The 22286-nt window shown below is 67.3% G+C and carries 20 protein-coding genes; 9 read left to right on the top strand and 11 right to left on the bottom strand.

The window, feature by feature from the left end; all coding sequences use genetic code 11:
• The first annotated feature begins 16 nt into the window (after nt 1–16).
• The 4 genes from FHT98_RS15020 (at nt 17) to FHT98_RS15005 (ending at nt 4178) form a co-directional block, all read left to right on the top strand.
• A complete protein-coding gene (locus tag FHT98_RS15020; RefSeq protein WP_091862199.1) occupies nt 17–628 on the top strand; it encodes a TetR/AcrR family transcriptional regulator in 612 nt (203 codons plus the stop codon).
• 113 nt (nt 629–741) lie between these two features.
• Nucleotides 742–1830, top strand: coding sequence for a PspA/IM30 family protein (locus FHT98_RS15015; protein WP_185745171.1), 1089 nt, complete (start codon nt 742–744; stop codon nt 1828–1830).
• Nucleotides 1830–2480 (top strand): OB-fold-containig protein, encoded by a 651-nt coding sequence (locus FHT98_RS15010; RefSeq protein ID WP_142114522.1) that lies wholly within the window; start codon nt 1830–1832, stop codon nt 2478–2480. The genes FHT98_RS15015 and FHT98_RS15010 overlap by 1 nt, the downstream gene beginning before the upstream one ends.
• 3 nt (nt 2481–2483) lie before the next feature.
• Nucleotides 2484–4178 carry a flotillin family protein gene (locus FHT98_RS15005; RefSeq protein ID WP_142114521.1) on the top strand — a complete coding sequence of 565 codons (1695 nt, stop codon included), beginning with the start codon at nt 2484–2486 and terminating at the stop codon, nt 4176–4178.
• A gap of 75 nt (nt 4179–4253) precedes the next feature.
• Here the strand turns inward: FHT98_RS15005 and FHT98_RS15000 are convergent, their stop codons facing one another.
• The 7 genes from FHT98_RS15000 to FHT98_RS14970 form a co-directional block, all read right to left on the bottom strand.
• Nucleotides 4254–5069 carry an ABC transporter permease gene (locus FHT98_RS15000; RefSeq protein ID WP_142114520.1) on the bottom strand — a complete coding sequence of 272 codons (816 nt, stop codon included), beginning with the start codon at nt 5067–5069 and terminating at the stop codon, nt 4254–4256.
• A 1-nt stretch (nt 5070) separates the two neighbouring features.
• Nucleotides 5071–5985 carry an ABC transporter permease gene (locus FHT98_RS14995; protein ID WP_248309230.1) on the bottom strand — a complete coding sequence of 305 codons (915 nt, stop codon included), beginning with the start codon at nt 5983–5985 and terminating at the stop codon, nt 5071–5073.
• A complete protein-coding gene (locus FHT98_RS14990; protein WP_142114519.1) occupies nt 5982–7121 on the bottom strand; it encodes an ABC transporter ATP-binding protein in 1140 nt (379 codons plus the stop codon). Before FHT98_RS14990 ends, FHT98_RS14995 begins: the two co-directional genes overlap by 4 nt.
• Nucleotides 7118–8179, bottom strand: a complete 1062-nt coding sequence (locus FHT98_RS14985) for an ABC transporter substrate-binding protein (RefSeq protein ID WP_210244380.1) — start codon at nt 8177–8179, stop codon at nt 7118–7120. Before FHT98_RS14985 ends, FHT98_RS14990 begins: the two co-directional genes overlap by 4 nt.
• A gap of 146 nt (nt 8180–8325) precedes the next feature.
• Nucleotides 8326–9624 carry an NAD(P)/FAD-dependent oxidoreductase gene (locus FHT98_RS14980; protein ID WP_142114518.1) on the bottom strand — a complete coding sequence of 433 codons (1299 nt, stop codon included), beginning with the start codon at nt 9622–9624 and terminating at the stop codon, nt 8326–8328.
• Nucleotides 9625–9644: 20 nt separating this feature from the next.
• The gene (locus FHT98_RS14975; protein WP_210244379.1) at nt 9645–11138 is read right to left on the bottom strand and encodes an aldehyde dehydrogenase family protein; all 1494 of its coding nucleotides are present in this window, start codon (nt 11136–11138) and stop codon (nt 9645–9647) included.
• Nucleotides 11135–12241, bottom strand: a complete 1107-nt coding sequence (locus FHT98_RS14970; RefSeq protein WP_142114517.1) for a mandelate racemase/muconate lactonizing enzyme family protein — start codon at nt 12239–12241, stop codon at nt 11135–11137. The genes FHT98_RS14975 and FHT98_RS14970 overlap by 4 nt, the downstream gene beginning before the upstream one ends.
• 133 nt (nt 12242–12374) lie before the next feature.
• Here FHT98_RS14970 and pdxR point away from each other — a divergent pair, with 133 nt between their 5' ends.
• From pdxR to FHT98_RS14945, 5 genes are all read left to right on the top strand, one after another.
• Nucleotides 12375–13916 carry a MocR-like pyridoxine biosynthesis transcription factor PdxR gene (gene pdxR, locus FHT98_RS14965; protein WP_142114516.1) on the top strand — a complete coding sequence of 514 codons (1542 nt, stop codon included), beginning with the start codon at nt 12375–12377 and terminating at the stop codon, nt 13914–13916.
• A 32-nt stretch (nt 13917–13948) separates the two neighbouring features.
• Nucleotides 13949–15559: a GMC family oxidoreductase gene (locus tag FHT98_RS14960; RefSeq protein WP_142114515.1), complete on the top strand. Its 1611-nt coding sequence runs from the start codon at nt 13949–13951 to the stop codon at nt 15557–15559.
• Nucleotides 15560–15659: 100 nt separating this feature from the next.
• Entirely contained in the window at nt 15660–17027 is a 1368-nt protein-coding gene (locus tag FHT98_RS14955; RefSeq protein ID WP_142114514.1) for a glutamine synthetase family protein, read from the top strand.
• A gap of 46 nt (nt 17028–17073) precedes the next feature.
• Nucleotides 17074–18456, top strand: coding sequence for an aldehyde dehydrogenase family protein (locus tag FHT98_RS14950; protein ID WP_142114513.1), 1383 nt, complete (start codon nt 17074–17076; stop codon nt 18454–18456).
• Nucleotides 18456–19601 (top strand): iron-containing alcohol dehydrogenase, encoded by a 1146-nt coding sequence (locus tag FHT98_RS14945; RefSeq protein ID WP_142114512.1) that lies wholly within the window; start codon nt 18456–18458, stop codon nt 19599–19601. Before FHT98_RS14950 ends, FHT98_RS14945 begins: the two co-directional genes overlap by 1 nt.
• 15 nt (nt 19602–19616) lie before the next feature.
• On the opposite strand, the gene FHT98_RS14940 is transcribed toward FHT98_RS14945, so the two are convergent.
• The 4 genes from FHT98_RS14940 to FHT98_RS14925 are packed head-to-tail and all read right to left on the bottom strand — an operon-like array spanning nt 19617 to nt 22239.
• Nucleotides 19617–20258 carry a CDP-alcohol phosphatidyltransferase family protein gene (locus tag FHT98_RS14940; RefSeq protein ID WP_142114511.1) on the bottom strand — a complete coding sequence of 214 codons (642 nt, stop codon included), beginning with the start codon at nt 20256–20258 and terminating at the stop codon, nt 19617–19619.
• 3 nt (nt 20259–20261) lie between these two features.
• Nucleotides 20262–20651, bottom strand: coding sequence for a hypothetical protein (locus tag FHT98_RS14935; protein WP_142114510.1), 390 nt, complete (start codon nt 20649–20651; stop codon nt 20262–20264).
• Nucleotides 20648–21598: a phosphatidate cytidylyltransferase gene (locus FHT98_RS14930; protein ID WP_142114509.1), complete on the bottom strand. Its 951-nt coding sequence runs from the start codon at nt 21596–21598 to the stop codon at nt 20648–20650. Before FHT98_RS14930 ends, FHT98_RS14935 begins: the two co-directional genes overlap by 4 nt.
• Nucleotides 21595–22239, bottom strand: coding sequence for a lysophospholipid acyltransferase family protein (locus FHT98_RS14925; protein ID WP_142114508.1), 645 nt, complete (start codon nt 22237–22239; stop codon nt 21595–21597). The genes FHT98_RS14930 and FHT98_RS14925 overlap by 4 nt, the downstream gene beginning before the upstream one ends.
• Nucleotides 22240–22286 lie beyond the last annotated feature (47 nt).

Genomic DNA, 22286 nt, shown 5'->3' with positions numbered 1-22286 from the left:
AGGCGAGAACGCAGAGATGACCACCACGGCAGCGCGGCGTGACCGGCAGCGCGACCTCCTGATCGATGCGGCGGAGCGGGCCATCGCCGGGAAAGGCCTTGCGGGCCTGAAGGCGCGCGAGCTCGCGCAGGAGATCGGCTGCTCGCTCGGCGCGATCTACAATCTCGTCGCGGATATGGACGAGCTCGTGCTGCGGGTCGGCTCGCGCACCCTCGCCCGGCTTGACGCGGCGCTCAACGCCGCATCCCCACCCGTTTCGTCACAGGAACAGGCCACGGAAGCCCTCGTTGCCGTCGCCCTCGCCTACTCGGCCTTCGCCCGCGACAACCTGCAGCTCTGGCGCGTGCTGTTCGAACACCGCATGGCTGAGGGCGCCGTGGTGCCCGACTGGGCCGTCTCGGAGCAGATGACGATGTTCCGGCACATTCTCCAGCCGCTGGGCACGCTGGTGCCGGATCGCAGCGCGGAGGACCGCAACCTCCTGGGCCGGACGCTGTTCTCGGCCGTCCATGGCGTCGTCGCGATCGGATTGGAGGAGAAGCTGATCGCCGTTCCCCGCCCCGAACTCGACCGCCAGATCGAGGGGCTGGTGCGGTTGGCCTGCCGTGGCCTATCTGCCGCGAATTGAGGCCAAGGCCGTTAACCTGCATTAACTTTCACGGAGCCCGGTGCAGCACCCATCTTGAAAGCACCAATGAAGTGCTTTATATAAAGAGCATGGTCAAGAAGCCTCAAACCACGATGGCGCTTCTGCTGACGCCCAGCGACGAAGATCGCGAGGCGCTGAACGCCACCCTCGCCGCCTATCGCCAGGCCATGGCGATCCTCGACGGTACGACGGGCGCCAATCTCGTGGCGCTGCACGAGGAAGCCTATGAGGAGATCCGGGCGCAAACCGGCCTGCCCTCGCGCATGGCGACCTTGGCGCTGCGCGACCACAGCCGGCAACAACCGAACGTACCCACCGTCGAAATCCCGCTCGACTCCAAACTCTTCGCCATCAAGGGCCCGGACAGCATCAGCATCGCCACCATCAACGGGCGGATTGTCGTCCCCTATTCGGTGGATGGCTATCGCAGCGGCTGGAACGACTTTGCCGAGGCGCGTCTGTCCTTCCAGGGATCGACGATCAGTGTCCTCGTTGCTGTCCAGGCCGGAATTCACACACACAGGGAGAGCACGATGTCCAACGAAGGAATCCTTGCCCGCCTCGGTCGCGTGATCGCCGGCGTCGTCAACAATGCGGTCGACGCCGCCGAAGGCGCCAACACCACCGCCGTCGCACAGCAGGCCGTGCGCGAGATCGAGAAGATCGCCGAGGAGGCCCGGGCCGCGCTCGGCGTCGCGGTTGCCGCCGGCCATCGTCTCAAGGCCAAGGCTGCCGATCTCGATGAGGAGATCCGCGACCTCGACCAGAAGATCAAGACGGGGCTGGAGAAGGGCCGCGAGGATCTCGCCCGCGCCGCGACCGGCGTCCAGATCGACCTCGAAGCGCAGCGCACCGCGCTCGCCAAGGCCGTCACCGAGAATGCCGGCGAGATCGCGGAAGCCGAGGCCACATTGCGCAGCATCGCCTCGGCCCGCGCCGATGCGATGAAGCGGCTCGACGATGCCAGGCGCGCCGAACGTGCCGTCGCTGCGAGCGATCCCTCCACCCCCTCGCAGCGCAACGATCAGCGCCTCGCCGCGGCCCTTTCCGCCGTCGAGCGTGTCACCGGAGTTCCGGCCAAGCCGATGACGGGCGCGGCGGAAGTGGATGAGCTCGGCCGCATCCAGCGCGAGGACGCGATCGAAGCCAGGCTCAGGGCGTTCCGGGAAGGCCAGCGCTGATGAGCGACATCATCCAGCCGGGCACCGCGCCCTTCTGGGTGGCGCTGATGGTCGTGGCCGGGCTCGGCCTGATCGAACTGGTCTCGGTCCTGATCGGCGCCTCGGCCTCTGGCCTGCTCGATGACGGGCTCGGCCATCACGGGCCGGGCGACCACGAGGCCGGCCTGCTCGGGGGCTGGATGTCCTGGCTCAATGCCGGCGGCGTGCCGATCCTCGTGCTGGCGGTGATCCTGCTCACCGCCTTCGCGGTTTTCGGCGTCGCGCTGCAAAGCCTGGCCGCGCAGATCCTGCGGCCGCTGCCGCTCCTGATCGCCGTGCCAGCCGCCGCGCTGGCGGCCGTGCCGGCGACGCGCTGGGCGAGCCGTGGCATCGCCCGCATCATCCCGCGCGACGAGACCAATGCGCTGAGCCAGGCCGAGTTCATCGGCCTGATCGGCACCGTCACGATCGGCCCGCTCGACCAGGGCCATCCCGGCTCGGTTCGCGTGAAGGACCGGTACGACAATGTTCACATCCTGCGCGCCAGGGCGGCGCCGGGACATCTGATGGCAACGGGCACGCTGGTGCTGATCGTCGATGGAGCGGATGGCCTGTTCGAGGCCATTCCCGCTCCGGACAGCGTCGCAAACAGCGCCTCAACGGGGGTCTGAGACATGGATTTCTTCTCGCTCGGCATCATCGCCGCCAGCATTCTCGTCGCCATCGTGGTGATCGGCATCATCATGACGTCGCTCTACACGCGGGCGACGCGCGACAAGGCCTATGTCCGCACCGGCCTCGGCGGCAAGAAGGTCGTGCTCGACGGCGGCTCGGTCATCCTGCCGATCTTCCACTCCTATTCCTGGGTCTCGCTCAGCACGCTGCGCCTCGAAGTGAAGCGCGCCGAGAACGAGTCCCTGATCACCAAGGACCGGATGCGGGCGGATATCACGGCCGAGTTCTATGTCCGGGTGAAGCCGGATGCCGAGAACATCGCGCTCGCCGCGCAGACGCTGGGCGACCGCACCAACGATGCCGACGCGCTCAAGGCACTCGTCGAGGCGAAGTTCGTCGACGGCCTGCGCTCGGTCGCCGCCACCATGTCGCTGCGCGATCTGCAGGAGCAACGCGCCGAATTCGTGAAATCGGTGCAGGCGGCGGTCGCGCATGACCTGCAATCGAACGGCCTCGAGCTGGAATCGGTCTCGCTGACGCGGCTCGACCAGACCGACATCAAGCATTTCAACCCGAACAACACCTTCGACGCCGAAGGCCTGACGGCGCTCACCAAGATCACCGAGGAGCGCAAGCGCGAGCGCAACCAGATCGTCCGCGACAACGAGGTCGAGATCGCGACCAAGGACCGCGAGGCCTCGCTGCGCCGCCTGACGATCGAGCGCGAGCAGCGCGACGCCGAGCTCAGCCAGGAACGCGACATCGCCAACAAGACGGCCGAAACCCGCGCAGAGGCGGCCAAGGCCGAGCAGCTCGCCCGTCTCAACGAGGAGACGGCGCGGCTCGAAGCCGAGCGCGGCATCGCCGAACGCGATTCCGAGACGCGCCAGGCCCGTGAATCCGCCCGCATCGCCGCCGAGCGCGGCATTGCCGAGCGTGAGGCGGAAGCCCGCAAGATCACCGAGACCGCGCGTATCGAGGCGGCGATCGCCGTTGCCCAGAAGACCGAGGAGGAGCAGGCCGCCCGCGCCCGCGCCGACGAGGCCAAGGCTTCCGCCATCACCGCCGAAGAGCAGGTGACGACGGCCCGCGAGGTCGAGATCGCCGAACGTGCCAAGCGCATCGCCGTGCTCGATGCGCGCCGCATCGCCGAGCAGGAGGCCACAGCGGTCACCGTCAAGGCCGAGGCCGAGCGTCAGGCTGCGGAGAACCTCGCTGCTGCGACCAAGATCGAAGCGGAGGCGGAAGCCGCCGCGGCCAAGATCCGCGCCGCCGGCGTGATCGAGCTCGGCGAGGCGCAGGCGCGTGCCGAGCGGGCCAAGAACGAGGCCCGCAACGCGCTCTCGCCGGCGATCATCGAATTCGAGCTCAACAAGGCCCGCGTCGACATCGTGCCGGCGGCCTTGGCACAGGCGATGAAGCCGATCGAGAAGATCTCCGACATCCGCATCTTCAGTGCCGGCAATCTCGTCGGCGCGATGAATGGCGGTGCGAGCGGCGAGCAGGCGGGCGCGGTCCGCGATCTGTCGAGCCAGTTGCTCAGCTTCACCGCGCAGAAGCCGATCCTCGACGAGATCCTGAAGCAGGCCGGATTCGAGGGCGCCGATCCGACGCAGGCGCTATTGGCCGCGTCCGTGGGCGGGGCGAGCAAGGCGCCCGCGCAGCCGGCGCCTGCGGCCGAGCCGAAGACGTAAGCCCAGGCTTCCCGCAGACCATCCACGACGCCGGCCGCTCCCACGGCCGGCGTCTTGTTGATGGCCTGTGACCCCTCAGGTCTCGCTTTTGCCGAAGAGCTGCGACACCGCCAGCAGCAGCGACGTCATCACGATCATGATCGTCGAGATCGCGGCGATGGTGGGATCGATCTGGTCGCGCAGCGCCAGGAACATCATCCGCGTCAGGGTCGCATTATCGCCGCCGGAGACGAAAAGCGCGATCACGACCTCGTCGAAGGAGGTCAGAAAGGACAGCACCGCCGAGGTGACGAGCGCGAAGCCGATCTGTGGCGCCGTCACCTGCAGGAAGGCCTGCGTTCGCGTCGCGCCGAGGCTGCGCGCCACCCGCTCCTGATCGAGGTCGAAGCTCTTCAGGGCCGAGCCGACGATCATCATCACGATCGGCACGGCCAGCATCGTATGCGCCAGCACGATGCCGAGGAAGGAATTGACCATCTTGAGCTGCACATAGGCGTAGAACAGCGCGATGCCGACGAGGATGACCGGCACGATCGTCGGCGTCAGCAAAGCGAGGATCGCAAGCCCCGCGAAACGCAGGCGGGCGGCATGCAGGCCATAGGCCGCGAGCGTGCCCATCGGCGTCGCCAGCAGCGCCGTGCAGAAGCCGGCCTTGAACGAGGTCGCGGTCGCCGCCATCCAGCTCGACGAGGAGAAATAGGCCTCGTACCAGCGCAGCGACCATTCCCGCGGCGGAAATTCCAGATATTGCGACTGGGAGAAGGACATCGGAATGACGATGAGCGTGGGTATGGCCAGAAAGGCCAGCACCAGCGCGCCGACCGCATAGAGCCAGAGCCGGGCGCCGTGGCTGATCTGCGTGTCGCTCGCGGGACGGTCGAGCCAGCTCATCTCAATGCCCCGCCCCGAACAGGCCGGCGCCGCGCGACAACCGCGCCGCCAGCACGAGCACGACGAGCGTGATCACCAGCAGCACGACGCCGAGCGCGCTCGCCGCGCCCCAGTTGAAGAACAATTCGATATCGTTGGCGATGCGGTTCGAGACCATCGTCACCTTGCCGCCGCCGAGCATGGCGGGCGTCACATAGAAGCCAAGGCAAAGCACGAAAACGAGCGCGGCGCCGGCCGCGAGGCCGGGCAGCGAGAGCGGGAAGAACACGGTCCAGAAGCCGTGGACCGGCGTCGAGCCGAGGCTGGCGGCGGCGCGCAGCAGGTTGCGGTCGATCGCGCGCATCGTGCCGTAGAGCGGCAGCACCATGAAGGGCAGCATGATATGGACCATGCCGATCAGCGTGCCGCCCATGTTGTGCACGAGCTGCAAGGGCTCGCTCCACAGGCCGAGCTTCATGCCCCATGTGTTGATGAGGCCGCTGCGCTGGAGCAGCACGAGCCAGGCATAGGTGCGCACCAGCAAAGAGGTCCAGAACGGCAAGAGCACCGCGATCATGCAGAGATTGGCGGCCCGGCGCGGCAGTTGCGACAGGAAATAGGCCAGGGGATAGCCGAGCAGGATGCAGATCAGCGTGGTGACGAAGCTGATCTCGAAAGTGGTGCGGAAGGTCCGGCCATAGGAAGGTTCTGCCAGCATGCGCCGGTAATGCTCGAGACTCAGCGCACCGTTGTCGTCGAGGAAGGACAGGCCGAAGAGCCAGCCGACCGGAACCAGCATGGTGACGGTGACGAGCAGGAGCGCCGGCGCCGCGAGGCTGGCCAGCCCCATGCGCTCGCGCCACTGGTCGCGCCGCAGGCCGGCGGCGTGGTCATCCCCGGCCGGACCGGCTGCATCGAAGGCGCTCGCGGCCGTCACGGCGCGCCTCGCGCCTCGTCGGGCAGCAGCACGGTATCGGAGACCACGATGCCGATGCGGACCGGTGTTCCGGGCGCAGGCGGCGGGCCTTCGCCGCCACGCGTCGTCAGGCGCAATGCGACCGGGCTGCCGCCGTTCAGGACCGTCTGCAGCAGCAGCGTGTCGCCTTGGTAGACCGCGCCCGTCACGCGACCTTCGAAACAGTTCATGCCCTCGCCCTCGCCCGGCCCGAGCAGATGCAACCGCTCCGGCCGCAGCACCATCGTGCAGCGGCCCTGCTGTGTCGGCAGATTGCTGGCGTGGATGGTCGCGCCAGCGGCACGAGCGATGCCATTCGCGACCGTCACGTCGAGGAAGGAGGATTCTCCGATGAATTCGGCGACGAAGCGGCTGCCGGGATCGTCATAGATCGCGCGCGGCGTATCGATGCGGGCGATACGGCCGCGATCGAGGATGGCGACGCGATCCGACATGGTCAGCGCCTCGCGCTGGTCATGCGTGACATAGACGGTGGTGGTGCCCAGACGCTCATGGAGCTGGCGCAACTCGATCTGCATGCGCTCGCGCAGTTGCTTGTCTAGCGCCGAGAGCGGCTCGTCCATCAGGATGATGCGCGGCTCGAAGACGATGGCGCGGGCGAGCGCGACGCGCTGGCGCTGACCGCCGGAGAGCTGGTCGATGCGGCGACTGCCGAAGCCGCCGAGCTGGAACATCTCCAGCGCAGCCTCGACGCGCCGGGCGGTCTCGGCCGCCGACACGCGCCGCAACCGCAAGGGAAAGCCGACATTGCGTGCGACATCCATATGCGGGAACAGCGCATAGTTCTGGAAGACCATACCGATCTCGCGCTTATGCGGCGCGAGGCGGACGACCTCGCGCTCGCCGAAGCGGATCGAGCCCTTGTCGGGCCGCAGGAAGCCGGCGATCGCCATCAGCAGCGTGGTCTTGCCCGAGCCGGAGGGGCCGAGCAGGGTCAGGAACTCGCCCGGCCGGACATCGAGATCGATCTCGTCCAGCACAGGCACCGCGCCATAGACCTTGCTCAGCCGCCGGACCGCGATGGGCAGGGCCGTCGCAGAGCCCGAGGCGAAAGCGGCCGCATCGCGCGGCCGCCCGTGATCGCCGGCCAGTCTCATTCGGTCAGCATGTTCTGGTAGGCGGAAGAGGCCTGGGCCTCGAACTTGATGTACCAGTCCAGGTCGATCGTGAGCTGCTTGGCGGCATTGTCGGGATGCGACGGCAGGGTCTTGGCGAAGGCTGCATCGATCGCACCGCCCTCATAGGCCTTCTTGTTGGTCGGGCCGTAGGTGATGTATTTCGTGAATTCGGCCTGGTATTGCGGCTTGCTGACCTCGGCGAGGAACTTCATCGCCAGATCCTTGTTGGGCGCGCCCTTGGCGATCGCGAAGCAATCATAGTCGAGCAGGCCCTGGTTGAAGGTATAGGCGACCTTGGCGCCGTCCTTGGCGGCGACATCGAAGCGGCCGTTCCAGCCGGTAATCATGTCGACCTCGCCGTCCTTCATCAGCTGGGCATGCTGCGCGCCCGAGCTCCACCAGACCGCGATATGCGGCTTCAATTCGCGGATTTTCTTGATCGCGCGCTCGATACCGCCGGGCTGGGAGAGAACCTCGTAGACCTTGTCGGCGGGAACGCCATCCGCCATCAGCGCCGGCTCCAGCGCGCCGGCCACGCCCTTGCGATAGGAGCGCTTGCCGGGGAATTTCTTCACGTCCCAGAAATCGGCCCAGCTCTGCGGACCGTTCTGGCCATAGGTCTTGGTGTTCCAGGCGAGCACGGTCGAGAACACGTCGCCGCCGACACAGTAGTCCTGCGCGGTGCCGGGCAGGAAGTTCGAGGTGTCGATGACCTTGTAGTCGAGCTTCTCGAGGATGCCCTCGGCACCGGCGCGGGCAGCGCTGCCTGAGCCGCTGGCGACCACGTCCCAGGTCACGGCGCCGGCCTTCACTTTGAGGCGCAGGTCCGCGATGCTGGTATAGGTCTCCTCCTTGATCTTGATGCCCAGCGCCTTGGCGGCAGGCTGGAAGAGCGCCTTGCTCTGTCCCTCCTGATAGGAGCCGCCGAATGAGACGACGGTCAGTTCCTGCGCCAGGGCGGGCGCAGCGCTCAACAGGCCAAGGCCCATGACGAGGGCAAGGGCCGTTCTCGTCGGCATCATCGGCTGGCGCGGCATGTGTCTGTTCTCCCGTTTGAACGATGCGTTCCCCAAAGATGAGCGCGCGGTTGGCCGATCAACGGCGTCCGCACGTCTCGTCTCATGCAGGGTCCGGCGAAATTGGTCTGGCCATAAGGTCCACTCTGAGAATTCGGGGCGACCACTCAGCGGGCAAGACGATCGCGCCAGCTGTAGTAGAGAACCGACGGCGCGAGGAACCAGGGATTGCCGCTGTAGAAGGGCCGCGTCTGGAAGGGCAGGCCGTCGAAGGCGGTCCTGCCCTCGGCGAGGCCGAGCACCTGCTGGCCGAGCCGCATGCCGAGATAGCTCGCCATGCCGACGCCCGAGCCGCAATAGCCCATGGCGTAATGCATCCCCTCGTGCCGGCCGATATGCATCAGCTCGTCGAAGCTGTAGGCCACGAAGCCGCACCAGGAATGGCTGATCTTGCGATTGGCGAGCTCCGGGAAAATCCGGCTCATCGCGCCATGCAGCAGCGGCCCGCTGCGGCGCGGATCGGTCTCGCTCAGCGAGACGCGGCCGCCGAACAGGATACGTCGCCGGTCCGGCGAGGCGCGGTAGTAGTAGACCACCTTGCGGGTGTCGCTGACGATGCGGTTCTTCGGGATCAGCCTCTCGAGCAGCGCCGGCTCCAATTCCTCGGTCGCGATCACATAGCTGCCGATCGGGATGACGCGACGGCGCAGCCAGCCGGTCAGCGGGCCGGTATAGCCGTTGGTGGCGATGACGGCCTCGCGGGTGCGGATCGTGCCGCGCGGCGTCTGGACGAGGAAATCCTGCCCGATGCGCTCGATCCCCGTCGCCGGACAATGCGGCACGAGTTCGGCGCCGGCCGCGACAACGCGCTGCAACAGGCCCTGATGGTAGCGGGCCGGGTTGATCGAGGCATGGCTCTCGTAGACGACGCCGCCATGGTAGAGATCGGAGCCGATCTCGCTGCGCTGTTCGGAACGCGGCACGACATGGCAGGCGACTTCCAGCCCCTTCGGCTGGGTTCCGACGCTGCGGGCCAGCTCCTCGTATCTGCCGGGTGCGTGGGCCGCATGGAAGCGGCCGACGGCGCCGAAATCGCAATCGATTCCCTCGTCGCGGACGAAATCGCCGATATAGCGAAGGGAGTTCCGGCCCTCCTGCATGATCGCGAAGGCGCGCTCCCGGCCGTGGCGGCGGCTGAGCTCGTCGAAGCCCGGCTTCACGCTGGTCGAGATCTGGCCGCCATTGCGGGTGCTGCAGCCAAACCCCGCCGCCTCGGCATCGAGGACGACGGTGTGGCGCCCGCCCCGCGCTGTCTGGAGCGCCGCCTGCAGGCCGGTGTAGCCGGAACCGACGATGACGACCTCGGCCTGACCAGGCGGATCGTTGCGCGGCAGGTCCGGCCGGGGCACCTCGTCCCACCAATAGGGCGCGGCCTTGAAATCACTGGCGAACAGATCGATCGGCATCGTCTCGTCATCCCCCCGGATCAGATCCGCGCCACCACACTCTTGAGCTTGCAGTAGGAGCGCAAGCCCGCCATGCCCTTGGCGCGGCCGAAGCCGGATTTGCGGTTGCCGCCGAAGGGCATCGCGATGCCGCCGGCAAAGAACTCGTTGATATAGACCTGCCCCGCATCGACCGCCCGAGCGAAGCGCCAGGCCTTGGCGTGATCGCGGGTGTAGATGCCGGCGACCAGCGCATAGGAGGTGGCGTTCGCCGCTGCGATGGCCGCCTCGAAATCGGGGACGACCTGCACCGTCAGCACCGGCCCGAAGATTTCCTCCTGCACCAGCGGGTCGTCCGGGCCATCAGCCAGCACGACGGTCGGCTGGTAGAACCAGCCGCCGTTGCACTCCTCTGGCGGCACGACGGCACCACCGGTCAGGATGCGATTGCCGGCGGCGCGGGCGCGCTCGACATGGCCGGCGACGCGAGCGAGTTGCGACGGCGAGTTGATCGGCCCGATCCCGGCATCGCCGAGGCCATGGCCCGGCCGCAAGGCTTTCGCGCTCGCGACGAGGCGTTCGAGCAAGGGCTCGGCGATCGCCTCCTCGACGATCAGGCGCGAGCCGGCCGAGCAGATCTGCCCGGCATTCTCGAAGATCGCTTCCATAATGCCGGCGATGGCCGCGTCGAGATCGCAATCGGCCAGCATGACGAGGGGAGACTTGCCGCCGAGCTCAAGCACGAGCCGGGTGACATGCTCGGCCGCGGCCCGCATCACGCGCTGCCCGGTCGCGACCGAGCCGGTGAAGGTGATGTGGTCGATGCCGGGATGGGCGACCAGCGCCGCCCCCGCATCAGAGCCGGTGCCGGCGACGACGTTGAGCACGCCTGCGGGCAGGCCGGCTTCGTGCAACAGTTCCGCCAGCATCAGCGTCGTGAAGGGCGTCTGTTCGGCCGGCTTCACGACGAGCGCGCAGCCAGCCGCGAGCGCGGGGGCGATGCCGCGCGCCGCCGTCGAGAGCGGGTAGTTCCACGGCACGATCTGGGCGGCGACGCCGACCGGCTCCTCGATCGTCAGCCCGATATGATCCGGGCCGAGCGGCATGCTGTCGCCATGCAGCTTGTCGGCCGCGCCGGCATAATAGGCGAAGGCCTTCACGACGCCGCCGACATCGCCTTCGGCTTCCGCGAGTCGCTTGCCGGAATCGAGGGTCTCGACCACGGCGAAGCGGGCCGCGCGCTCGGCGATCAAGCGGCTCGTGCGCATCAGGATGTCGCCGCGGGCAGCAGGGCTCAGACGTGACCATGGGCCGGTCAGGGCCGCACGGGCCGCCGCGACAGCGCGGTCGATGTCCTGGCCATCACCGGCTGCGACGGTCGCGAAAGCCTTGCCCCGACCGGGATCGAAGCTCACCATCCGCCGCCCGGATGCAGACTCGACGAAGCGTCCGTCGATGAAATGTCCGCCCGGTAGGCCGGCGAGCGTTCCGGTCCTGATGGCTTCGGCGACGAGTTCGGCGCGGTCCAGGATCACGCGCCGATCTCCGTGACCTGATAGGCGGCCTTGTCGAGCCAGGACGACTCGATCTCGACGCCCCAGCCCGGCCCGTCAGGGATCGCGACCATGCCGTCGCGCGCCTGCGGCGGGTTGCGCAGTAGGCCCTGTTCCCAGGGGTAGTAATCCGGCCCCTCGATCGAGAATTCGACATAGGGGCCGGCATTGGCGAGCGCCCCCATGATGTGCAGCGTGAACACTGTCACCAGCGACTGGTTGGCCGAGTGCGGCGTCACCGGCAGGCCGGCGGCCTCGGCCCAGCGGGCGACTTTCAGCATGCGCCCGACGCCACCGATATAGCAGACATCCGGCTGCACGACGTCAACCACGCGGCCATCGATCATGGCGCGCCAGACGGCGAGGTCGCAGTCCTGTTCACCGCCGGTCACGTCGAGATCGAGGGCGTCGCGGACCTCGCGGGTCCAGGCATGTTCCCAATAGGGACAGGGCTCCTCGAAATGGACGATGCCGTGATCCTGCAACATCTTGCCGACCGCGATCGCCTTGGCCGGAGAATAGGCGCTGTTGCCATCGACGAGCAGCGTCGCCTCGGGCCCGAGCGCCCGCCTGATCTGCGGCACGATCGCGTCCGTCCGGCCCGGCCATTCGTCGATGTCGCGGCCGCATTCGCGCCCGACCCGGAACTTGAAAGCGCGGTAGCCATGGGCATCGCGCAGGCGCAGGAAACGCTCGGCCTCCGCCTCCGGCGTGATCTCGCCGCGCTTCATGCTGGAGGCGTAGACCGGAAAGGGACGCGGCGTGCCGCCGAGCAGTTCGCAGACGCTCTTTCGCTCGATCCGGCCGCGCAGGTCCCAAAGCGCGGTATCGAGCCCGGTCATGGCGCGGTAGAGATAGGAGCCGGGAAACTTGTGCTCGCGCTCGCCGATGGTCGCGATCAATTCGTCGATGTCGAAGGCATTCTCACTGAGCGCCCAGCGCGCGACCTGCCGGTGGAAGACGGTCGCGGTGATGTCGGCATTATAGGGCGAGAACTGGCCCCACCCCTGGCTGCCATCCTCGCATGTGGCGCGGACGAAGCCGACGTCCTGCGTCGAGAAGCTTTCGAGCCGGGTGATCTTCATCGCTGCCGCTATCCGTTCCGGGAGCGCCACCCGGCGGGACCGCGGGCAGCTTCGGCGCAAGAAGGGGCTTGAATTGGCCTGATCCCAAGGTCCATTCTCGCCAAATCGACAGTCCACTCCTACTCAAGGCATCATGGTCAAACGCGAGGAAGGCGCCCTGCTCCAGTCGATCGTGCTGGACCGTGAGGGCGAGCATGGGCTCAGCGTCCAGATCTGCGCGGGCCTGCGCGAATTGATCCTCGGCGGCACGCTCAAGGTCGGCGAGCGCCTGCCGGCGACGCGGACGCTGGCGCAGGAATTCCGGGTCGCCCGCACGACCATCGTCGAAAGCTTCGAGCGGCTTGCGGCGGAAGGGCTGATCGAGACACGGGTCGGCTCCGGCACCTATGTCAGCCAGGCACTGGCGAACGAACGGCCGGCGCCAGCCGCTGCGGCGACCGCCGCACCGACGGCGCGGGTCAAGCTCGCGCAGGCGATGAACACGGCGTCAAAACTGTTCGGCACGCGCCTCCCGCATCAGCCCCGCGCCTTCACCACGGCGATGCCGGCCTTCGACGCCTTCCCGATGGCACAGTGGGCCAGACTTTCCGGCAAGCACTGGCGCAAGCCGCGCCATCAGGTGCTCGGCTATCCCGATCCGCATGGCGAACGGGGCCTGCGCCAGGCCATCGCCGCGCATCTCAGGCTCAATCGCGGCATCGCCTGCGAATGGCAGCAGGTCTTCGTCGTGGCCGGCGCGCAGCAGGCCTTCCAGCTCATCGCAGCGACGCTGCTCGACCCCGGCGACAAGGTCTGGTTCGAGGACCCCGGCGCGATCGGCGCGCGCAACAGCATGATCCAGTCCGGCGTCGACATCGTGCCGGTCCCGGTCGACGAGGTCGGGCTCGTGGTCGAGGAGGGCCTGCGCCGGGCGCCCGAGTTCCGGCTCGCCTTCGTGACGCCAGCGCATCAGCAACCGCTCGGCGCCAAGATGAGCCTGGAGCGGCGTCTCGCCCTGCTGGAGGCGGCCGAAGCCAGCGGTGCCTGGATCATCGAGGACGACTGGGACGGCGAGTTCTGCTTCCAGGGCGCGCCGATGGCGACCTTGACCAGCATCGATCGCAGCGGTCGGGTCATCTATGTCGGGACCTTCTCGAAGACGCTGTTCCCGTCGCTGCGGCTCGGCTTCCTCGTCGCGCCGCCGCATCTCGTCGAGCAGATCGGCATCTGCCTCGAAGCCTTCTCGCCGGGCGTGCCGACGGCCCTACAGGGCATCGTCGCCGATTTCATCGTCGAGGGGCATTTCGCGACGCATGTCCGCCGCATGCGCAAGCTCTATCAGGAGCGCTATCAGGCACTGGAGGACGCGGCACGGGAGCATCTGGCGCCCGATCTGGAAGTGGTTCCGACCCAGACCGGCATGCACACCATCGCCTATCTCCGCGACGGGCTCGATGCGGTTACGCTGACGCAGGCCGCGGCCCGGCGCGGCGTCACAGTCGCGCCGATCAGCCGCTTCTGCCTCGAACCGATCGCGCGGGACGGGCTCGTGCTTGGCTTCAGCGGCTTCACGCCGGCTGAGATCAAGACCGGCGTGCTCGATCTGCGCCGCGCCATCGACGACCTGATGGCGGGCGGCGAATGGACTGGCGCTTCGGCGGGAATGGCCCTTAGCGGGAAGCCCAATTCTTCCTAGAACTCGTGATGGGCATGCTGGGCTAGAGCATCTTGAGCGAATGGGACGTGATCATCGTCGGCGCGGGTTCGGCCGGCTGCGTGCTGGCCGGGCGGCTTGCCGAAGCCGGCCAAGGCTCGATCCTGGTGATCGAAGCCGGGCCGCGCGATATCAGCCCCTGGGTCCATCTGCCGATCGGCTACGGCAAGACCTTCTACCATCGCCGCATGAACTGGATGTACCGGACCACGCCGCAAGCCGAGCTGGACGGGCGGGAGATCTACCAGCCGCGCGGCAAGGTCGTCGGCGGCTCCAGCGCGATCAACGCAATGGTCTATGCCCGCGGCCAGGCCGAGGATTTCGACGAGTGGCAGCGGCTCGGCAATCCCGGTTGGGGCTGGGCCGAGGTGCTCGCCGCCTACAGGCGCATGGAGGACCACGCGCTGGGCGCGTCCCTCTGGCATGGCGCTGGGGGGCCTCTCCATGTCGAGAACGTCGCCGCTGAAGTCCACCCGCTGACCCCGCTTTTCGTCAGGGCGGCCGGCGAAGCGGGCCTGCGCTTCAACCCGGACCTGAACGGCGCGACCAGCGAGGGCGCCGGATTCTACCAGATCACCACGCGCGGCGGGCGGCGAGAATCGGCGGCGCGGGCCTTCCTGCATCCGGCGCGGCGGCGCGGGCGCGTGAAGCTCGAAACCGACATGCAGGTCACGCGCATCCTGTTCGACGGGCGGCGCGCGATCGGCGTCGAGGCGAAGCGCGGCGGCGAGACCTTGCGTTTTCGCGCCCGGAGGGAGGTCGTCCTGTCCGGCGGGGCCTTCAACACACCGCAATTGCTCCAGCTCTCCGGCATCGGCCCGGCGGAGCTCCTGTCGAAGCACGGCATCGCGCCGCTGCTCGACCTCCCCGCCGTCGGGCAGAACCTGCAGGACCATCTCTGCTACGATCATGTCTATCGTTCGAAGCGGCCGAGCCTGAACGACGCGCTGCTGTCCTGGCCGGCCCGTATCGGCATGGCCGCGAATTATCTGATGCGCCGCCGCGGGCCGCTTGCGCTCAGCGTCAACCAGGGCGGCGGTTTCTACCGCACAAGGCCCGAACTGACGCGGCCGGATATGCAGCTCTATTTCTCGCCCTTGAGCTATGAACGCGCCGTGCCCGGCGTGCGCGCCCTGATGAAGCCCGATCCGTTCCCCGGCTTCAGCCTGAGCGTCTCGCCCTGCCGACCCTTGAGCCGCGGCCATGTCGCGATCCGCTCGCCCGATCCGCTTGTCGCGCCGGAGATCGCGCCGAACTACCTCTCAGAGCCCGAGGACCTCCGCATCCTGCTGGAGGGCGCGCGCTTCCTGCACCGCTTGGCCGCAACGCCGACGCTCTCCGCCGTGATCGATGCCGCAATCCGGCCGGGGCCGGAAGCCGTCAACGATGCGGCCAATGTCGCCGCCATCCGGGCAAATGCCTATTCCGTCTTCCACCCCTGCGGGACCTGCCGGATGGGGCCTGACGCCAGCGACGCCGTCGTCGACGCCACATTGCGGGTGCACGGGATCGAGCGCTTGCGCGTCGTCGATGCCTCGATCTTCCCGACGATACCCTCCGGCAACATCAACGCCCCGGCCATGATGGTCGGAGAGCGCGCCGCGGAATTGATGGCCGCCGGGTGAAGCCAAATCTCTTTGAATATTCAGGCGGCAGGATGCGAGCCGGCTATTCCGCCGGCCGCATTCCCGTGTGAAGATCGCGCATCGGGGATGGATGACCGGCATGACTCAAGCCTACACGCTCGACGCTCTGAAAGAGGATGTCGCCGCCGGCCGCATCGATACGGTGCTCGCCTGCCTCGTCGACATGCAGGGGCGCCTGATGGGCAAGCGCTTCCATGCCGCCTTCTTCCTCGAAAGCGGGCATCACGAGACACATAGCTGCAACTACCTGTTGGCCACCGACATGGAGATGGAAACCGTAGCCGGCTATGCGGCGACGAGCTGGGCGGCCGGCTATGGCGACTACACGATGAAGCCTGACCTCTCGACTTTGTGCCGGGTGCCATGGCTCGAAGGGACGGCGCTCGTCCTCTGCGACGTGCAGGACCATCACGGCCATGACATTCCGCATTCACCCCGGGCGGTGCTGAAGAAGCAGGTCAAACGGCTCGAGGCGATGGGGCTCAAGGCCTATATGGCGACCGAACTGGAATTCTTCCTGTTCGACCAGAGCTATGAAAACGCCTGCGCCAGCGGCTATCGCGACCTCAAGACCGCGAGCAGCTACAACGAGGACTACCACATCTTCCAGACGACCAAGGAAGAGGCGGTGATGCGCGCGATCCGCAACGGATTGCAGGGCGCCGGCATCCCGGTCGAGAACTCCAAGGGCGAGGCTTCGGCCGGGCAGGAAGAGATCAATGTCCGCTATGCCGACGCGCTGACCATGGCGGACCGGCACGCGATCATCAAGAACGCCTGCAAGGAGATCGCCTGGGCGCAGGGCAGGTCGATCACCTTCCTCGCCAAGTGGAGCAACGCGCATGCCGGCTCCTCCTCGCATATCCACCAGTCGCTCTGGAGCGCCGACGGCAAGACGCCGCATTTCCTCGACGCGCAGGCGAAACACGGCATGTCGCCACTGATGCGGAACTATGTGGCGGGGCTGCTCGCCCATGCCGCCGACATCACCGGTTTCCTCGCGCCCTATATCAACTCCTACAAGCGCTTCGTCGCCGGCACCTTCGCACCGACCAAGGCGATCTGGAGCGCCGACAACCGCACCGCCGGCTACCGGCTCTGCGGCGCCGGGACCAAGGGCATCCGCATCGAATGCCGAGTCGGGGGCTCGGACCTCAACCCCTATCTCGCCATGGCGGCGCTGCTCGCCGCCGGGATCGACGGCATCGAGAAGAAGATGGAGCTGGAAGAGGCCTTCGTCGGCGATGCCTATGGCGGCCGGGATATCCGCGAGATCCCGAAGACCCTGCGCGACGCGACCGTGGCGCTGAAGGGCTCGGCCATGCTGCGCAAGGCCTTCGGCGACGACGTCATCGACCACTACGTCCGCGCCGCCGAATGGGAGCAGGAGGAGTACGATCGCCGGATCACCGATTGGGAAGTGAAGCGCGGTTTTGAACGCGCCTGACCCGGCTCCCTCCCATCAACTTGTTTCAGCCAGACGGACAGTGACAATGACGATGATCCGATGCGTGTCGCCGGTGGACGGCTCGGTCTATGCCGAGCGGCCTGCCCTGAGCCTCGACGAGGCCAAGGCGGTGGTCGCCCGCGCCCGCAAGGCGCAGAAGACCTGGGCGAAGCGCCCGCTCGACGAGCGCATCGCGCTGGTGCTCAAGGGTGTCGCGCGGCTCAACGAGATGGGCCAGGAGGTGGTGAGCGAACTCGCCTGGCAGATGGGCCGGCCGATCAAGTATGGTGGCGAGTTCAAGGGCTTCAACGAGCGTTCGAACTACATGGCCTCGATCGCGAACGAGGCGCTGGCGCCGCTCGTCATCGAGGACAGCGCGGCGTTCAAGCGTTCCATCGCGCGCGAGCCGCATGGCGTCGTCTTCGTGATCGCGCCATGGAACTATCCCTACATGACCGCGATCAATTCGGTCGCGCCGGCGCTGATCGCCGGCAATGCGATCATCCTCAAGCATGCGAGCCAGACGCTGCTCACCGGCGAGCGATTGGCGCGCGCCTTCCACGAGGCGGGCGTGCCGGAGGATGTCTTCGCCAATGTCTTCCTCGACCATGAGACCTCGTCGCGCCTGATCGCCGACAGGCAGTTCGACTTCATCAACTTCACCGGCTCGGTCGCGGGCGGGCAGGCGATCGAGCGCGCCGCCGCCGGCACCTTCACCGGGATCGGGCTGGAGCTCGGCGGCAAGGACCCCGGCTATGTCATGGAGGACGCCGATCTCGACAAGGCGGTCGACACGCTGATGGACGGCGCGACCTTCAATTCAGGGCAATGCTGCTGCGGCATCGAGCGCATCTACGTCCATGAGAGCCTCTACGATGCCTTCGTCGAGAAATCGGTCGCCTGGGTCTCGAATTACCGCCTCGGCAACCCGCTCGATCCCGAGACTTCGCTCGGTCCGATGGCGCATAAGCGCTTCGCGCAGGTCGTCCGCGAGCAGATCGCGGAGGCGACCGCGAAGGGCGCGCGGGCGCTGGTCGATCCAAAACTCTTCCCGCAGGACGATGGCGGCGCCTATCTCGCGCCGCAGATCCTGGTCGATGTCGACCATTCCATGACGATCATGCGCGAGGAGACCTTCGGCCCGGCGGTCGGCATCATGAAAGTGCGCGACGATGCCGAGGCGGTCGCTCTGATGAACGATTCCAAATACGGCCTCACCGTCTCGCTCTGGACCGGCGATGCCGAGCGCGCCGCCCGGCTCGGGCAGGAGCTGGAAACCGGCACCGTCTTCATGAACCGCGCCGATTATCTCGACCCGGCCCTGTGCTGGACGGGCGTCAAGGAGACCGGGCGGGGCGGCTCGCTCTCGGTCATCGGCTTCCACAACCTCACCCGTCCGAAATCCTACCATCTGAAGAGAGCTGGCTGATGCCGATCACCGCGAACTGGAGCTATCCGACCGCCGTCAAGCTGGGCGCCGGGCGGATCAGGGAACTGGCCGATCACTGCAAGGCGCTCGGCATGAAGCGGCCGCTGCTGGTGACCGACCGTGGGCTCGCGAGCATGGCGATCACCGCCAACGCGCTCGACATTCTCGAAGCCGGCGGCCTCGGCCGGGCGATCTTCGCCGATGTCGACCCCAACCCGAACGAGCGCAATCTCGACGACGGCGTCCGCGCCTTCAAGGCCGGCGGGCATGATGGCGTCGTCGCCTTCGGCGGCGGCTCCGGCCTCGACCTCGGCAAATGCGTGGCCTTCATGGCCGGCCAGACGCGTCCGGTCTGGGATTTCGAGGATGTCGGCGACTGGTGGACGCGCGCCTCGGTCGAGGGCATTGCGCCGATCGTCGCCGTGCCGACCACGGCCGGGACCGGCTCCGAGGTCGGGCGCGCCTCGGTCATCACCAATTCGCAGACCCATACCAAGAAGATCATCTTCCATCCGAAATTCCTGCCGGGCGTGACGATCTGCGACCCCGAACTCACCGTCGGCATGCCCAAGGCGATCACCGCAGGCACCGGCATGGACGCCTTCGCGCATTGCCTGGAGGCCTATTCCTCGCCGTTCTTCCACCCGATGAGCCAGGGCATCGCGCTCGAAGGCATGCGCCTGGTGAAGACCTACCTGCCGCGTGCCTATGCCGATGGCGGGGATATCGAGGCGCGCACACAGATGATGGCTGCCGCCGCGATGGGTGCCGTCGCCTTCCAGAAGGGGCTGGGCGCGATCCACTCGCTCTCCCACCCGGTCGGCGCTGTCTATCATACCCATCACGGCACCACGAACGCGGTTGTGATGCCGCCGGTGCTGCGCTTCAACCGCCCGGCGATCGAGGAGAAGATCGCGGCCGCCGCCGCCTATCTCGACATTCCCGGCGGCTTCGACGGCTTCTATGATTTCGTGCTGAAGCTGCGGGCCGATCTCGGCATCCCCGACAAGCTCGGCGCGCTCGGCGTCGGCACCGACCGGATCGACGAACTGGCCGAGGCGGCCGTGGCGGACCCCTCGACCGGCGGCAACCCGGTGGAGCTCACGGTCGATGCGGCGCGCAAGCTGCTGATCGAGTCGATCTGAGATCGGCGGGATACGTCAGCCGGCGCGCAATTTGCGGACGCTGTTCGCGGCGCGCCGGATCGCGGTGATGGCAGCACCGATCGCGATCAGCCAGAGCGCTCCGCCGAGGATCTGGTTGTGGTCGCTCCAGAGCGGCTCGGCCAGCGACAGCGCGGCCGCCGCCGTGATCACCGCCATGCGATGCTGCTTGGCCATCGGCCCAGAGAAATCGGCCGGCAGGCCGCAATTGCGGCCGAGCTCGCGGGTATAGGCGGTCAGCACTGCAAAGGCTGCCGCCGCCCAGCCCAGCGTCGGAGCGCCTGCGCCGTAACCGACGCCGACGAAGATCAGGATATCGGCGACGCGATCCGGGAACTCGTTCCAGAATGGCCCGTCAGGCTCCTGCTTGCCGCCCTCGATCGCCACCATCCCGTCGAAGAGGTTGCAGAGCAATCGGAACTGGCAGAACAGCGCGGCTGCCAGCAACAGAGCGACGCGGGAACCGCCGCTAGCTGCGCCCGCCTGCCAGAAGGCGATGCCTGCGCCGGCCGCCATGACCATGCTCGCCATCGAGATCTGGTTCGGCGTCACCGAAGCCGTGCTCAGCTTGCGGGCGATCGTGCGGGCCCAGCCGGAATCGCGGCTGGCGAGCGGGCGGCGGTTCTCGTCCTGCGCCATGGTTCAGGCCTTCCGGATGCGCCAGAGCGAATAATTGTAGAGCGCGGCGTAGCTCGTCGCGACGGTCAGCGGCACGGCGATCGTCTTCGCGATCTCGGGCGTGCCACTGACCATGTGCAGGATCGTCAGCAGGCTGGCGGAGACGAGGCCGGCGATCACAGGTGGCGCCAGCAAGGCGGCGAGGCCCGAGAAGCGGCTGGCGAGATATTCGATCGCGCGTTTCAGGACCAGCGTGATCGTCGCCGAGATCGCGCCCTGCAGCAGCCCGGCCTGGAGCGGCGCCGGCATCGGATGGGCGCGGTTGGCGAAGGCGGCCCAGCCGCCCATGGCGAGGAAGGCGAAGCCGACATGGACGATGCTGCTCCGCATCAGGCGCGCGAGCGGTCCGCTCATACAGCCGACCAGCCGTAGCGGACGAGATGGAAGAAGATCGGCGCGGAAAACACGACCGAGTCGAGCCGGTCGATGAAGCCGCCATGGCCGGCGATCAGATGGCCCCAGTCCTTGACGCCGCGGTCGCGCTTGATCGCCGACATGACGAGCCCGCCAAAGAAGCCCAGCAGAACGATGACGAGCGAGAGGAAGGCGGCCTGCAGGGCTGTGAACGGCGTCATCCAGGACAGGCCGGCGCCGACCGCGGTCGCGCTGAGCGCCCCGCCGACGAAGCCTTCGACCGTCTTCGATGGCGAGAGCTTCGGCGCGATCTTGGTGCGGCCTAGAAGCTTGCCCCAGACATATTGCAGGACGTCGCTGATCTGCACGACGATGACGAGGAAGGCGATCAGCAAGACGTTGCGCCCCTCGTATCCAGCGATGTCGAGGCTGAGCAGCGCCGGCACATGCGAGGTGGCGAAGACGCAGATCATCAGCGCCCATTGCACCTCGGCAATGCGCACGAGGAAATGATCGGTATCGCCACGCGCCGCGGCGATGATCGGCATCAGCAGGAAGGCGTAGACAGGGATGAAGATCGAATAGAGCCCGTACCACTCGATCCAGATCAGGTAGTACTGCACCGGCAGCACGACGAAGAAAGCCGCGGCCAGCGCCCAATGATCGGCCCGGCGCGTATCGGTCAATGTGATGAATTCGCGCAAGGCCGCGAAGGAACAGAAGCCGAAGAGCAGGGTTACGCCGGTCTTGCCGCCGATCAGCGCGAGCCCCATCAGCACGACCATGATCCACCAGGCCCGGATGCGGTCGTTCAGATTCTCGACCACGGCATTGGAGCCATCGGGCGAGAGCTTGCGCTGCAGCACGAAGCCGATGGTGGAGGCGAGGACGAGGACGCCGAGGATGCCGGCGAGCACGGCCACCAGATCGGGATGCGGCATGGTCATGACGCGTTCGCCTTCGGGGACAGGGCGAGCAAAGCGGCTTCCGCCCGCGCCAGGAAATCCTGCTTGGTCTCGCCCTCAGTGAGGCGCAGCGGCGCGCCGAAGGTGACGGTGCAGATCAGCGGGATCGGCACGAATTCGCCCTTGGGCATGACGCGGTTGAGATTGTCGATCCAGGCCGGCACGAGCGCTACGTCCGGCCGCGCCTGCGCCAGATGGAACAGGCCGCTCTTGAACGGCAACAGGCGGGCATCGGTGGTGTTGCGCGTGCCTTCCGGGAAGACGATCAGCGAGGAGCCGGCGTCGAGCGCCTCGGTCATCTGCGCGACTGGGTCGCTCGTTCGGCTGCCGCGATCGCGATCGATCAGCACGGCATTGAAGACGTCGCACCCGATGAAGCGTCGCAACCTGCCTTTCAGCCAGTAGTCGCTCCCGGCGACCGGCCGGGTCGTGAAGCGCATGCGCCGCGGCAGCACGGTCCAGATCAGGACGAAATCGCCATGGCTGGCATGGTTGGCGAAGTAGATCCGCTGCTCGTCGGTGGGTTCGACGCCCGCCCAACGGCCGCGCACGGCCGTGATGAAGCGGGCGAAGAAGAGAATGAGCGCGCCAGCCAGTCCTGCCCCTGCCCCTGCCCCACGCATTCCCCGGTCCCGCCCCCGTTAGCCGTGCAGTGGAGGTAGCGCCTGTT

Origin of the sequence: Allobosea sp. AK1, from assembly GCF_006714945.1 — a bacterium.
Lineage (GTDB): Bacteria > Pseudomonadota > Alphaproteobacteria > Rhizobiales > Beijerinckiaceae > Allobosea > Allobosea robiniae.
Note: the sequence above shows the minus strand (reverse complement) of the source record. Positions and strands in the feature narration are given on the sequence as shown.